The organism is Clostridium cylindrosporum DSM 605, from assembly GCF_001047375.1.
GTDB classification, from domain to species: domain Bacteria; phylum Bacillota; class Clostridia; order Clostridiales; family Caloramatoraceae; genus Clostridium_AB; species Clostridium_AB cylindrosporum.
Genome location: NZ_LFVU01000026.1, coordinates 23,862 through 38,033, shown reverse-complemented (window position 1 = coordinate 38,033; position 14,172 = coordinate 23,862). Strand labels below are relative to the sequence as shown.

16 protein-coding genes are annotated in these 14,172 nt (G+C 30.3%); 5 read left to right on the top strand and 11 right to left on the bottom strand.

Annotation, left to right across the window (positions count from 1 at the left end; genetic code table 11):
* Positions 1–127: 127 nt before the first annotated feature.
* Positions 128–2,695 carry a 3'-5' exonuclease gene (locus CLCY_RS07095; RefSeq protein WP_048570431.1) on the bottom strand — a complete coding sequence of 856 codons (2,568 nt, stop codon included), beginning with the start codon at positions 2,693–2,695 and terminating at the stop codon, positions 128–130.
* Between the two features lie 178 nt (positions 2,696–2,873).
* Here CLCY_RS07095 and CLCY_RS07090 point away from each other — a divergent pair, with 178 nt between their 5' ends.
* On the top strand, positions 2,874–3,365 hold the full coding sequence (locus tag CLCY_RS07090) for a hypothetical protein (RefSeq protein WP_048570430.1): 492 nt from the start codon (positions 2,874–2,876) through the stop codon (positions 3,363–3,365).
* Between the two features lie 106 nt (positions 3,366–3,471).
* Here CLCY_RS07090 and CLCY_RS07085 read toward each other — a convergent pair whose 3' ends face one another.
* From CLCY_RS07085 to ytvI, 5 genes are all read right to left on the bottom strand, one after another.
* Positions 3,472–4,281, bottom strand: coding sequence for a PHP domain-containing protein (locus CLCY_RS07085; RefSeq protein WP_048570429.1), 810 nt, complete (start codon positions 4,279–4,281; stop codon positions 3,472–3,474).
* A gap of 37 nt (positions 4,282–4,318) precedes the next feature.
* Positions 4,319–4,729, bottom strand: a complete 411-nt coding sequence (locus CLCY_RS07080) for a phosphonate C-P lyase system protein PhnG (protein WP_048570428.1) — start codon at positions 4,727–4,729, stop codon at positions 4,319–4,321.
* 306 nt (positions 4,730–5,035) lie between these two features.
* A complete protein-coding gene (locus CLCY_RS07075) occupies positions 5,036–5,215 on the bottom strand; it encodes a hypothetical protein (RefSeq protein ID WP_048570427.1) in 180 nt (59 codons plus the stop codon).
* 412 nt (positions 5,216–5,627) lie between these two features.
* A complete protein-coding gene (gene yyaC / locus CLCY_RS07070) occupies positions 5,628–6,212 on the bottom strand; it encodes a spore protease YyaC (protein ID WP_048570426.1) in 585 nt (194 codons plus the stop codon).
* A gap of 67 nt (positions 6,213–6,279) precedes the next feature.
* Positions 6,280–7,329: a sporulation integral membrane protein YtvI gene (gene ytvI / locus CLCY_RS07065; RefSeq protein ID WP_048570425.1), complete on the bottom strand. Its 1,050-nt coding sequence runs from the start codon at positions 7,327–7,329 to the stop codon at positions 6,280–6,282.
* 128 nt (positions 7,330–7,457) lie between these two features.
* On the opposite strand from ytvI, the gene CLCY_RS07060 reads away from it, so the two are divergent.
* From CLCY_RS07060 to CLCY_RS07050, 3 genes are read left to right on the top strand one after another with little or no spacing between them, the layout of a single operon-like run.
* The gene (locus CLCY_RS07060; RefSeq protein WP_048570424.1) at positions 7,458–8,087 is read left to right on the top strand and encodes a CvpA family protein; all 630 of its coding nucleotides are present in this window, start codon (positions 7,458–7,460) and stop codon (positions 8,085–8,087) included.
* Positions 8,088–8,116: 29 nt separating this feature from the next.
* Positions 8,117–9,415, top strand: coding sequence for a type I glutamate--ammonia ligase (gene glnA, locus CLCY_RS07055; RefSeq protein WP_048570423.1), 1,299 nt, complete (start codon positions 8,117–8,119; stop codon positions 9,413–9,415).
* Between the two features lie 9 nt (positions 9,416–9,424).
* The gene (locus CLCY_RS07050) at positions 9,425–9,982 is read left to right on the top strand and encodes an ANTAR domain-containing response regulator (RefSeq protein ID WP_048570422.1); all 558 of its coding nucleotides are present in this window, start codon (positions 9,425–9,427) and stop codon (positions 9,980–9,982) included.
* Between the two features lie 69 nt (positions 9,983–10,051).
* On the opposite strand, the gene CLCY_RS07045 is transcribed toward CLCY_RS07050, so the two are convergent.
* From CLCY_RS07045 to CLCY_RS07025, 5 genes are all read right to left on the bottom strand, one after another.
* Positions 10,052–10,687 (bottom strand): DUF3793 family protein, encoded by a 636-nt coding sequence (locus CLCY_RS07045; RefSeq protein WP_048570421.1) that lies wholly within the window; start codon positions 10,685–10,687, stop codon positions 10,052–10,054.
* Positions 10,688–10,707: 20 nt separating this feature from the next.
* Positions 10,708–11,124, bottom strand: a complete 417-nt coding sequence (locus CLCY_RS07040; protein WP_048570420.1) for a flavodoxin — start codon at positions 11,122–11,124, stop codon at positions 10,708–10,710.
* A gap of 196 nt (positions 11,125–11,320) precedes the next feature.
* Positions 11,321–12,040 (bottom strand): DUF4446 family protein, encoded by a 720-nt coding sequence (locus CLCY_RS07035; RefSeq protein ID WP_082141743.1) that lies wholly within the window; start codon positions 12,038–12,040, stop codon positions 11,321–11,323.
* 106 nt (positions 12,041–12,146) lie between these two features.
* On the bottom strand, positions 12,147–12,998 hold the full coding sequence (locus CLCY_RS07030) for a ParB/RepB/Spo0J family partition protein (RefSeq protein ID WP_048570419.1): 852 nt from the start codon (positions 12,996–12,998) through the stop codon (positions 12,147–12,149).
* Complete coding sequence (locus CLCY_RS07025) at positions 12,998–13,768, bottom strand: ParA family protein (RefSeq protein WP_048570418.1); 771 nt, start codon at positions 13,766–13,768, stop codon at positions 12,998–13,000. Before CLCY_RS07025 ends, CLCY_RS07030 begins: the two co-directional genes overlap by 1 nt.
* 101 nt (positions 13,769–13,869) lie before the next feature.
* On the opposite strand from CLCY_RS07025, the gene CLCY_RS07020 reads away from it, so the two are divergent.
* Entirely contained in the window at positions 13,870–14,139 is a 270-nt protein-coding gene (locus tag CLCY_RS07020; protein ID WP_048570417.1) for a TMEM165/GDT1 family protein, read from the top strand.
* Positions 14,140–14,172: the final 33 nt, after the last annotated feature.

The window sequence follows — 14,172 nt, the reverse complement described above, 5'->3', positions numbered from 1 at the left end:
ACCAAGAAAATATGATGGTATTTTCTTCTCTAATGTCGAAATTTACTAAATCATAGTACAACTAATTCTTCTGAACAAATTGTATAGTCATATTATGATTATTTATATCGAATTTTATACTTTAGTTTTAATTATCATATTTAACATATTTTTGTGGTATCAAGTCTATAAATCTACTTCTTAAGGACCTTTTATAATAACCATCATTAGTATTACAGCTTAGATATAGTCTTTTCTTTGCCCTTGTTATAGCAACATAGAATGTTCGTTTTTCTTCATCTATATCATTACTTTTTATAGCTCTATATGAGGGAAACTTTCCATCTTGAAGTCCAGCTATGAAAACGTTTTCATATTCTAATCCCTTAGATTGATGTACTGTAATTATAGGTATTCTTATTTTTCCACTTCTTTTTATTATTATATTTTCAAGCTCTCCATTAGATAATGATGTTATTTTGATAACTTCTAATAAAGAGTCTCTGTTACTTTTAAGTGAATCATCTAAATCCTTTAATAGTACATAAAAATCCCTAATTCTCTCCATTTTATTATATCCATCTTCGCCTTTATAAAGGGACTTAATATTAAAGTTTTCAACTATAAAGGTTATAATATCACAGGGCCTATTTTCATTTGCAAATTTAAATAAATTATTTAATTTATTTGATATATCTGAGAATGACTTTATATGTTTTGCTATATAAGATATTCTCTCAAAGGAAGTAGGAACAATGTCCTCACTAATAGCACGAGCTAAAAGTTCACCTGTTGCTAATATATCATCCATTGCATTATGACTCGGCTTATTTTTTGTTTTAAAAACATTACTTAGTGTTTCAAGCTTATGATTCTCCACATTACTATGAAACCTTCTATATATATCTAAGGTATCATAGAATCCTTTAAATTTAATTTCTCCAAGTTTCTCCCTTGATACTTCAGAGGTTAATATATTTATATCAAATTGAACATTATGCCCTACAATAACAGCATCCTTAGAAAACTCTAAAAACTCATTTAAAACTTTTTTCTTATCTTCACCATTCTTCTTTAGAAAATCATCACTAAATCCATGTACAAACTGTGAATCCTTTACTAATCTTTTAGGAGATATAAACTTTTCAAAGCTTTCTACTTTTTCTCCCTTAGAATTTATCTTTATAGCTGCTATTTGAATAATTTCATCCTCAGTAACATCTACTCCAGTGCTTTCTACATCAAATATAATTACATTATCCTTTTTAAACTCCTCAATAAGCAGTGAAAAATACTCTCCTTTATATGTTTTATCATCAATAAAATCAGAAAGTGATATTCCCGCTAGTCTATATGAACTACTTTCTATTTCCTCAAGAGTCTTGTCTCCTATTCCTGTAGGAAGTCTTTTTAGTATTCTTTTTAGACTTAATGAGTCGTTTTTGTTACCTATTAACTTTAAGAATGCTATTATATCCTTAACTTCCATTCTTCTAAAAAACTTAAATTGATCAACAAGAACAAACTCGAAGCCTTGTCCACCTTTTTGAATATAACTTAATTCCTTACTTAAATTTACGTTATATCCATTGTCCCTTGTAAGTACACAAACCTTTGAAATATCCTCACCCTTGATTTGAAGGCTTTTTATTTGACTATATATAAAACTTGCCTCTTCATACAAGCTATCATTTTCCTTAAATACTATTTTATCTCCAAGATCTTTAGCCTCAGATTCTAATCCATCACTATATACACTCATAGCCTCACTATTAAATGCATTTAAAAGATAACCAAGTGATGCCTCTGTAAGATTCTTAGTAGCTCTATAGTTTTTATTAAATACAACTTCTATAGGTGAATACTTTTCTGTAAAATTACTAATAATCTTTCTAGGTTCAGAACCTCTCCACCCATATATAGTTTGAAAAATATCACCGCATATAAGTATATTGTTATCATAGAAAATACTTTCTATAATTGAGTATTCTAGTGTACTGGTGTCTTGGACCTCATCAACATTTATATATTTATATTTCTGCCTTAAGTAATTAACTACATTTTCATTACTTAGTATTTCCTTAGCCTTAATTATTAAGTCATTAAAATCTAATCCATGGTTATTCGAAAGTTCTCTATTATATATATGAATTAGATTTTCTCCATTAGCCTCAAGGTATCTTTTCAAATCAAAGTTAACTTTCTTATTCTCAGTACAGATATAATTTATATCATCATCTCTACTATTAAATATATTTTCAATTGAAGCATTATAGCTTATACCTTTTTTAACTGACTCTTCCTTTACAATATTTATAAATCTTTGAATACTATCCTCTGAAAATCCATGTGGCCTAAAACCCTTAATAATATCTCTACAATCATCTTCATCAAAAACAACAAAATCAGTAAAAATATCAGTACTTCTCTTAGCTTCCCTTTTTATAATGTCAAAGCAAAAACTATGAAATGTTCTAATAGTTATTTTATTCCCCTCTTCTTGAATAATAGCCTTTATCCTATTTTCCATTTCCTTTGCAGCTTTATTAGTAAAAGTTATACAAAGAATTTCATCACTATTTGCCCTGCCACTTTTAATAATATTTGCGATTCTCCTAGACATTGTATCTGTTTTTCCTGTTCCCGCAGATGCAAGGAGAAGAATATTTCTATCTATTTCGCTTACTACCCTTTGTTGACTTTCGTTTAAATCCATATTAGCCACCTCCTAACATATTCACCGATCCTTATAATTTAGTTAAATTATACTTTAAAATATTCACAATCTAAAGTATACATAAATATAATAATTAACAAGAGGAAATTATGTAAACTTATCTTATTAATATTTATATGATTTCTAATTAATACACTTCATAAAGGCGGTGTTTATTATGTTAAGTATTAGAAACCTAGTATTTGTTTTAGTAGGTACAATAATATTATTTATGATGATTTACCTCATAGCATATACACAGCCTAAAATAACATTTATATCTAGCATATCTACGCTAGACAAACAGTCATATGATAAATTAGCAAAAAAACAAGAGACTCCTAGGGATAAAAATATCGAAAACTTTAAAGATGTTGAAATACTTTTGAAGATAGACACTCCAATATTATTGATTAAAGAGCTAAATATAGATAGAAGTTACCTTGAAAGTTATCTAATGGATAATCCAAGAATAAAGGTTTTAGATGCTAAAAGTAGCGGAAATCCAAATAGCAAAAAATCACAAGAATCATTAAAAATACATCTAAATAACATTAGCGAAAATGAATTAAAAAACTATCTTAAAGACTTTAAAATAGCAATTACCTGGAAAGACATCGTAGGTAATAAAAACAAACAAATACTTTATGTTACAGATCACTTAAATTAATGAATATTTACAGTAATGTTTCACGTGAAACATAAAAAAATGCTGGTGATACTTTTGGAATCACTAGCATTTTAAATTAATTCTATTAAATTAAATCAACATTAAGTTAATTGAATACAACTTCACTACTTTCATGGGCTAGATTAATTCCTATATCTAAAGCATCTAAAGAATATTCCCCATGATAATCACTTCCACCTGTCATAAATAACTTATTTGTCTTACATATTATTTCTATTTCTTTTCTGCAATTAGGAGAGTTTCCATGATGATTTAACTCTATTCCATTCAACCCTGCCTCTATAAGACTAAAAACCATGCTTAAGTTCCCTTGTCTGCCTGGATGTGCTAACACTGCATATCCTCCATCACTTCTTATCGCCTTAACTGCATCTACTGGATTTACATATTCAATATCAAAATCACAGGCACCTCTGTTTGAAAAAACTTTTTTGTATATATCCCCAAATAAAGAATCTGTCTGTCCTGTTTTATGAAGATAATCTAGTATATGCTGCTTATACATACACTCCCCTGATATCTCCATTACTTCATCAACCTTTATATCATACCCTAGTACTTGAAGTATCTTTATTTGTTTTATGCAATTATTATTTCTCCTTTTTATTATTGCATTGCATAGCTTCCTTATATTATCACTACCTTTATAATTGTAACCTAATATATGAACCTTTTTTCCTATGCATCTGTCATACGCTGATATTTCTATACCTGGAATGATGTTTATACCCTTAAGTTTACCTCGCTTAACAGCATAATCAGATCCTCTAGTAGTATCATGTTCCGTAAATGCCATATGTGTTAAGCCTTTATCCTTTGCTTTATCTATAATCTCATCTACAGTGTAGTTACAATCTGAAACAGATGAATGAACGTGTAAATCCGCTTTATACATAGAAAAATCACCTTCTTATATTTAATAAAATCTAAAATCATAATCTATCTATAAACCCAAATTTATGAGTATTCCTTAGTTCGCTCTTTATTTGTTTTTCATAAAGTTTATTCATTCTTTCGTGTATCTCTTGGGATTCTCTAACTCCTAAGTTCAAAGCTGCATCTATTATAGCTATAAAGGTTGTCTTATCAAAATCATCACCTTCAATCAAAGCTATCCCTCTTGCTCCATTTACCTCAACAATACACTCACATCCAAGAACCTCTCCAAGATAAAATAAAGATGGCTCATATGACTTTCTTATCCTTGCCATTACAAGTGTTTTATGCGCTGGCTTTATAACCTTTACTAAATACTTTCTACTAATAATAGATGATATTCTCTCCACCTCTTCCAAGGTAGCAGCCGATAATATTTTAAACATCTGATTTTTATTAATTCTCATAGTCCACACCTCTATCCCCTAATCACCTATATTATTTTTACCTTAATATCCTAGTAAATATATTAAAAAATATATGTAAAATATTCATTAAAACTCCAACTTTTTAGATTAGTGAATAAAAGAATATATCTCTCCTATGACTACCATCTAATTAATAAAACTCTCTGAAATTCTTATAACTATATCATATATGTACACTGTAAAGTTTGTTCTAGGTTACTAGTAAAAAGTGTGTAAAATATTTTGTAATGAGTTTAGTATTCTTAATAAATGGATATCATACTAAAAAAAGAGGGCATATACCCTCTAATAATACTCTGTTAACTCTCTTTTTAGTTTTTGTTTATGTTTTTCTTTTAAATTCTTCGGAACATGAACTCCACAACCTCTTGTAACTACTCTATCAGCCTTACTAAGCTTACCTTCTCTGTTTAGAAGTAAGTCATTTCCTTGTATAGTTCCAACATTTATCTTACTCTTTTTCATATGGCACTCCTTTGCAAACAGAATTCTTTAATTCTTTCTAAGAGCATCCCTTAAATGCCTTATTATAGTATTACAAAGTTGCTTATATTTTATTAGAAGTAAATATCATAGGTTATCTATCTATTTCCATACCAACTTATTATAAATTTTTTATAATAAACATTTTTTAAAATGCTTGATAGATAAGTTTAGTATCATAGCAAATAGGTGTAGCCTTAGTTAAATCAATAGAGCTAAAAACTAGAGATTCTTATCTGTAAAAATATCAATAGACTTACAAGACATCGGCAAGTGAAACGATTTAGATGTCGCAGTTAGTCTATTGGTATCTTTGCAGATTAGAAGCTCTGTTTGAAAGTCTCGTTGATTTAACTAAGGCTACACCTATTGCAAGGCATAAGCTCTCATCAGTCTACGCCCTTGCAGAAAATTTACTAAATGAATAATCCTTAAGTGTAAAATATATACTAGATGCAATCTTTTCAGCAAGATCCATTACAAGTGAAAGTCTAGTATTTTGAAGTACCATATATTCCATAAAGCCTGATACATTAATAACCCCTGTTATTCCTATATCACCTATATGTGGAAGGCTCTTATTAACCCCTGCGCCTGGTCTTATCGGACCATCAAATATACTTACATATCCTACCTTATCTACACGACCAAGCGATGCATCAATTGCAATTACAAATGGATTAGATATAGAAGAGTTTATATACTCTATATTATCCCCTATATTCTTTGCATGAACAGGCTCATGTAATGTTCCAAGTACAGTTATATTAGATCCTTTAAGGGCCTCAGAAAGTCTAGTTCCAACAAGTGGGCCTAGGCTATCCCCTGTAGACCTGTCTGTTCCTATACAAAGAACTACTATATTTTGGTGTGATGTATATATATCATTAATAATCTCCTTAAGAGATTTACAAATCGTCATAATAGCATTTTCAGCTTTAGTATCTATAGAAAAATTATATTTTTGTGCTTTATTCATTAAAAAAATCCTCCCTTTATGGTTTTAATAGGATTATTGCCATAAAGAAAGGATTGTATTCCGTTATTTATAATACATTTACTTTTTTTAGTATGTTGTAGAAAAGCATAAGGAATATTAAATAAACCATTCCAAGGAATCCATATGCCTTAAGTCCTATAAATATTGCTGCAAGAACAGCTACAGGATGTAAATTAAGAGATGATGATACAAGTTTTGGTTCTACTATATGTCTAACTATTGTAACAACTCCGTATAAAATAAGTATAACTATAGAAATCATATGATCCCCAATTATCCAGTAATAAATAGCAAGTGGTATATATATTGATGCTATTCCAAGTATAGGTAGAATATCAAAAAATGCTGATAATAAACTTAACATAAATGCATATTTCAAATCAAGTATTCTAAATCCTACTAAGGTTAATATAAAGGTTATAAATATTATAATCCCATAGGACTTAATGTACTGAAATAACATTTTATTAGTTTCAGACCAAAAGTATTTAACTCTGTCCTGACCACTTGGAGATAATGCTCTTATAAGCCTTTTTTGTATGTCAGGAAGGTCCTTGGAGATAAAAAATGTAGCAAGTAGAGTTACTAGTATTACCATAAAAATTAATGGCAGTGACATAGCAAGTCTAACTAGCTTGTCTAGTAAAACACCTATAATATCAACTAAACTTGAAGCAATTGATGCTACCTGTGCTTCTGCTTGTTTAATTATACTAGGGTCTAATGTCTCATAAAAATGTCTAAGATAATCAATACTGGACATAAAATAATTAGTAATGTCATTTATGTTTATGCTAGGAAGTGAAGCTAGCAGCTCCTTTGATTCAGTAGCTACCTTCATAATTAGCAATGTAATTATTAAAGTTATTATCGCGAAGGATATCGTAGTAGTTATTAGTGAAGAAAGCCCGCTTGATATTTTTAATTTTCTTTTTAAGAATTCTGTAAGTGGTCTAGTAAGATAGGCAATAATAAAAGCTAGTACAAATGGCAATGTATAGGAAATAGTAGAGAAAAACCCTACAAATAATACGGTATACGCAATTAAAAATATTGCTGTCTTTTTTATTTTAGAAATTAAAAGTGGATCTAACATTTTTCCACCCTCCCTTTTACCTAAAGTTAAGTAGATATCCATTATATGTTTAATGCTTTGCTTATTTGTAATTATATCATTATAATTATTTTTATAAACAAAAAATTTTATTTAAAAAGGTGGTAGGTATGAATTATTTAGACATTATTATTTTAGTCATTTTAGTGCTTGGTGTTATATCCGGTGCAAGGAAGGGATTAGTAATTTCTATACTTAATATAGTTGGTCTAGTAGTTACCTTCATACTATGTTTTTCGTTTTCAGGTACACTATCTAAACTACTTATAAAGTATACGGATATTGAAGTGGCAATAAATTCTCTTGTATCACAAAGAATAAATTCTCTAGACCCATTTACAGTTAATATTATTAACAAGCTTAAGATAGCAGGAATGAGTCCAAATGAATTTTTAACTAGTAACTTTATTAATGCTGCTATATTTATAGTTCTATTTATTTGTATAACTATAATAATAGGCATGCTAAAGCAAGGTATTAAAAATGGAATTAAAAAATCAGTTTTAGGACCAATAGACAGTGTTCTAGGTGGAGTTCTAGGATTCATTAAATGGATTTTGATACTATCTGTTGTATTTGCATTTGTAACTCCTATAGTTCCACTGCTAACTAAGAATAATAATTTTTATGTATTAATTGACGGATCAATTTTAGCTAAGAATTTAATAAATTATAATCTTATAACTACATTAATAAAGTCCTTTTTTGAGGGGAATATAAAGAATTTAATTAAGATGTAGTATAAATAATTCCTTAAGGAGGAAAAGCTGTGAAATATACTGTACAGGATATTTTAGAAATAATTGAAGAGGAAGAGATAGAGTTTCTATACCTTCAGTTTACAGATATATTAGGGGTTATGAAAAATATCGCCATAACAGGAGATGAAATAGAAAGAGCCCTTAAGGGTGAGCTTACATTTGATGGCTCTTCTATTGATGGTTTTGTTAGAGTTGAGGAATATGATATGTACCTAAAACCTGACCTTGATACCTTTTTAATTTATCCTTGGAGAGGAAGCTTTGGACGTGAAGCTAGGGTAATCTGTAATATATACAGTGATTTAAACACTCCTTTTAATGGTGACCCAAGATTCATTCTTCAAAGGGTTATAGATGAGGCATCAGCTCTTGGTTATAGCTTTAACTTTGGACCAGAGTGTGAATTCTTCTTATTCCATACAGATTCTAATGGAAAAGCAACTCTTAATACACATGATGATGCAGGATATTTTGATCTAGCTCCTGTTGACCTTGGTGAAAATGCTAGACGAGATATGGTTGTAACACTTAGAAAAATGGGATTCGAAGTTGATACGTCACATCATGAGGTAGCTCCTGGCCAACATGAAATAGATCTTAAAAGTGACATAGCTCTACATGCAGCTGATAAAATAGTTACCTTTAAAACCATAGTAAGAAAGGTAGCTAAGAACCATGGACTTCATGCTACATTTATGCCAAAACCTATGTTTAAAGAAGCTGGAAGTGGAATGCATATGAATGTTTCTATGCACTGTGATGGCAAGGATGCCTTTAAAGGAGACCTTAAGGGAGGACTTTCTAAGGAAGCTATGTACTTTATTGGTGGAGTATTAAAACATGCAAAGGCTATATGTGCACTAACAAACCCAACAGTAAACAGCTATAAAAGGCTTTTGTCAGGATATGAAGCCCCAAGGGACATAGCATGGTCATTTAAAAACAGAGGACCTCTTATAAGGGTTCCTGCACTAGTTAATAGTAAAGATGTAAGAATAGAAATTAGAAATCCTGACCCTTCATGTAATCCATATCTTGCTTTTGCAGTGATACTTAAGGCAGGATTAGAGGGAATAAAGAATAAGATAGACCCAGGTAGCCCTATAGAAGAAGTTACTGAGGACATAGATAGACTTCCATCATCACTTGAAAGCGCCATAACATGTCTTATAAAAGACGATGTAATTAAAGACGCATTAAAGGAGCACATTTTCAAAACCTTTACAGAGGCTAAGAAGATAGAATTTGAGGATTATAGAAGCAGAATAACATCCTGGGAAATAGATCAATACTTAACAAAGTTTTAGGTATAAACTATGCCAAGTTATAAGATAATCATAGGGGACAATGATGAAAGTTTTCTAGAAACATTAAAATTCAGAATATCTCAAACAGGACATAGAGTCCTAGATACTGACACTTCAGGGGCAGCACTTCTTAGAAAGATAAGAAGCCTTAGCCCTGATATAGTAATAGCAGAAGCAACTCTTAAGGGAGTATCAGGCTTTGAAATAGCAGATATACTAGAGGGGGAAGGGATTTGTCCTTGTATAGTAAGTTTTAAAGGAGAGCCATCCCAATACAAAATAAATATTTCTCGTAAAAAGGTAAAGACTTATCTTAGAAAGCCTGTAGACTATAGTGAAATTGATTACTTATTAAAGCACTCTATAGATGAATTTCATAGAGCCCTTAAGGAAGAAAAGAAAGCTAAAGAAAAGAAAACAGTAGATAAAGCTAAAAAGATGTTAATGGAAAAGTATAATTTAGGTGAAGAAGATGCTTATAAGTATATAAGAAAGAAAAGCATGGATAAGGGATCAACAATGTATAAAATATCCCTAATTCTCATAGATGTACTGAAAACCAAATAAAAAAAGGCCTCTATAAGTATTAAACCTTATAGAGGCTTCTTGCTGTAATAAATATTTAGTATTGATTGATTAATTTACATTCGAAAGGGAAAATGAATAATTTTTTATCTTAAAGGCAACATCATGTGATAATTTGCCTTGAAGTATACTTTGTATTGTGTACTCCTTTATCATGTCATATTTATCAAAGGTATTTTTAGCTTCATGAAGATTGTTATAGACCTTCCAATATCCGCATAATAAGCATTCCTTAGGAGTACAATTCATAAAGTCCTTTACATCCTCAATTGGTATTCCAAGGAATAGGCCAAGTTCATGAGGACAATGGTATTTTTCATATCTAAGCTTTAATTTATTAATATAGCTATGGATATCTAAAGTTTTAGGATAACCAAGTTCAATTAAAAATTGTTGAACTGATTCCTTTGTAAGTCTTTTCTGTAATACATCTTTATCATAAATCATTAAAATTGTTGATTTACTAGTATTTCTAAGCTCTATATAATTTAGAGACAATTTGTCTACGAAATCTCTTCCAAAATGTTTCCATGACTTAAATAATTTTTTATTTTGTTCACTTAAAGCGATTGTCACAGCAGGTTTTATACCTGCAATTACCAGAGATGTACTATAAGTCAAAAAGTTCTCTATATAATCCTTTTCATGCATTGAATTTAGTTTATTATAAAAATCTATAGTTTTCATACTTAAAAGTTAACTCTTTATTATAAAAGAGCTATCCTCTTCCCAAAGTCTATACAATCATCTTCATTATCATCTGGTTCATTTTGAATTATTAGAGGTTCTTCACTTATAACACAGCCATATCCTATCATTCTTTGTTTAAAATCATCCATCCACTCTCCACTTCCCCATCCATATGAGCCAAATAGTGCAAGCTTTTTTCCTGATATCTTTGTAGATATCTCTTGGATAAATGGTTCAAACTGTGCTCCCTCTAGTTCCTCACACCCCATTGATGGGCATCCAAGTACTAGTACTTCCTCTTGTAAAATTAAATCTATATTAACATCTGAAACAAAAATAGCCTCAGCATTTTTTCCTGTTGACTTTATACCCTCAGAAATTAACTCTGCCATTTTTTCTGTATTTCCTGTTCCTGACCAATAAACTATTTTCATGTAATATCCCCACCTTCTAAATAAATATGAAAATCATTCTCAATTAAATAGTATTTGATATTTTTATATTTGTCAAGCATTAATTTAGTATTTGTTATATTTTATAGTTAGTTGCATCAAAGCCATTAATATTATATAAAGTAATAGGGACTGTTCCAAAACTAAGTAATAGTTGAGAAACAGTCCCTATTTTATTTTAATTTTTTTTATTTATATATTCTTCATCATCTTCATCATATGCGGTTTCATCGTAATCATCATAATCTTCGTCGCTATATTCATCTTGATAATTTTCATCATCACTATAGTCACCTTCATAATCATCTTCATCCTCATCAGATTCATTATTTAAAGGTCTATATTCCTTTAGGTCACTAATTTCCTCTAGAGTATCCATTCTATACTTATTATTATCTTTATATGCCTTTTGTGCCCTATCTATAGCCTCTTTTTCCTCATCTGAAAGGTCATATTTAGAGATACCATTATCTATTGGCTTAGCAAATGTAGTTGAATCATTTCTTCCGTAAATACCTGTAATTACAACCCCTGAATCAGATTCATCAAGTAATGCTATTGAATAGCTTAAATCGCTTCCTATATCATCAAAGGCCTTATATCTTATCATACCTACTTTTTGTGTACATCCACTTATTCTTTCATCAATTCCCTTATAAGCCTTATGTACATTTCTTGTGTACTCTAGAATCTTTTCTACTCTGCTACCATAATCGATAATCATATCTTCAATAGTTTCAGATTTAGAATTTCTAAAAAGTTTCCTGTACTTTTTGTCTAACTTGTTTAAATGGACCTTGTTGACTATTTGTATAACTATAAGCACAAGTATAAGTGCTAATATAGCAATAATTATAAGTGTATTGTACTCGCTAATAGTCTCTAGAATCATCTCCATATTCGTCTCTCACTCCTATATTAAGTTTTATCATATCCCTAAAAAATTAGGTTTAGTGTCTAATTATGTATTTGTTTCACGTGAAACATTATCATATGTATATTAATTACTTAGAAATCAAGTCCAGTATCCTATTAAGGTCAGCATCAGAATAAAATTCTATTTCTAACTTACCCTTTTTCTTTCCTTGATTAATGCTAACTTTAGTTCCTAGTATTTCTTTTAGTCTTTCTTCCACATGCTTTACATGAATATCTTTAGCCTTCTCTACTTTCTTAGTAGATTTATCTAAATTTATTTCTCTTATTAATGTTTCCGTTTGACGGACATTTAATTCCTCTTTTATAACTTTATCTGCTATTTTTAACTGAATATCCTTATCTTCTATTCCAGCTATTATTTTTCCATGTCCCTCTGTAAGTGATCTCTTTTCTATTAGATTTATAATATCATCATGTAGTGTTAATAATCTCATGGTATTTGTAATAGCTGCCCTAGACTTTCCAACTCTAGTTGATATCTCTTCCTGAGTTAAGTTAAATTCTTTAGAAAGTCTTTTATATGCTAATGCTTCTTCAATAGGATTTAAATCTTCCCTTTGTATATTCTCTATCAAGGAAATCTCTGCTATTTCCCTTTCTGAAAAGTCTCTTTCTATTATAGGAATTTTCTTCATTCCTATCTTCTTAGATGCTCTCCATCTTCTTTCACCAGCAATTATCTTATAAAAGTCTCCTTCTTTTTTAACAATTATAGGTTGAATTATCCCATGCTCTTTAATAGATTGTGCTAAAGATTCTATTTTTTCCTCATCGAAGTCATGTCTCGGCTGAAGCTTATTTGGAAAAACATCATCTATGTTAACCTCAATACTTGCTTCCCTAGCCTTTTCTATAACTCCGTTGTCCTCAGGTATAAGCGCAGATAACCCCTTACCTAATGCACCCTTTTTAGCCATTAGTTATCCTCCTCATCACACTCTAAAAATTCAGCTGCAAGTTCTTCATATGCCCTAGCCCCTCTAGATACCTTGTCATATAACATAATAGGTACTCCGTGACTCGGAGCCTCAGCTAATCTAACATTTCTCGGAATAATTGTTGTGTATACCTTCCCCTTAAAGTATTTTTTAACTTCCTCTACAACTTCTATAGAAAGGTTAGTCCTTCCGTCAAACATACTCATAACAACACCTTGAATCTGAAGATTTTGATTTAAGCTTTTCTTAACAAGCTTAATAGTATTCATTAACTGTCCAACTCCCTCTAAAGCATAAAACTCACACTGAATAGGTATCATAACACTATCAGATGCTGTTAATGAGTTTATTGTTAACAGCCCAAGGGAAGGTGGACAATCTATAAATATGTAATCATACTCTTCCTTTACCTGATCTAAGGCATCCTTTACCTTTGTTTCTCTGCTAATTTTAGCTGTTAATTCTATTTCTGCACCAGCAAGTTCTACAGTTCCAGGAATCACATCAAGATTTTCGATAGCAGTACCCTTTATGGCAAGTTTTGGAGATATACCCATTATAACATGATACATTGAGTATTCAAGTTGGTCCTTATCTATAGATAAACCACTTGTAGTGTTACCTTGAGGATCTATATCTGCAACGAGTATCCTCTTTCCCATACTTGCAAGATAGGCACTTAAATTAATTGTTGTTGTTGTTTTACCAACTCCCCCTTTTTGATTAAAGATACATATAACCTTCCCCATTAAAATCCCCACCTTTGCAAATTTTAAGTATATTTTATAGATTTCTCTAATATACATTTTACCGTAAGACTTATCTATATTAAATACTTTAGGAGGGATTTATGTTAAAAATTATGTTATCCACCTTTCTGTTGGTCTTTGTAGCAGAATTAGGTGATAAAACTCAACTTACTACAATGATGTTATCTGCTCAATCAGGATCTAAAATGGCAGTTTTTATAGGTTCCTCTGTTGCACTTATATGCGCTTCTGTTATGGGGGTTCTCCTAGGAGGAGTCCTTAACAAATATGTTCCTGCAAGCCTAGTTCAAACTGCTTCAGCTATAGCCTTTATCATAATTGGAGTTTTACTCCTTTTTAATAAAGTATAACCCCTACATATAAAATAATATTTACAAAAAGAA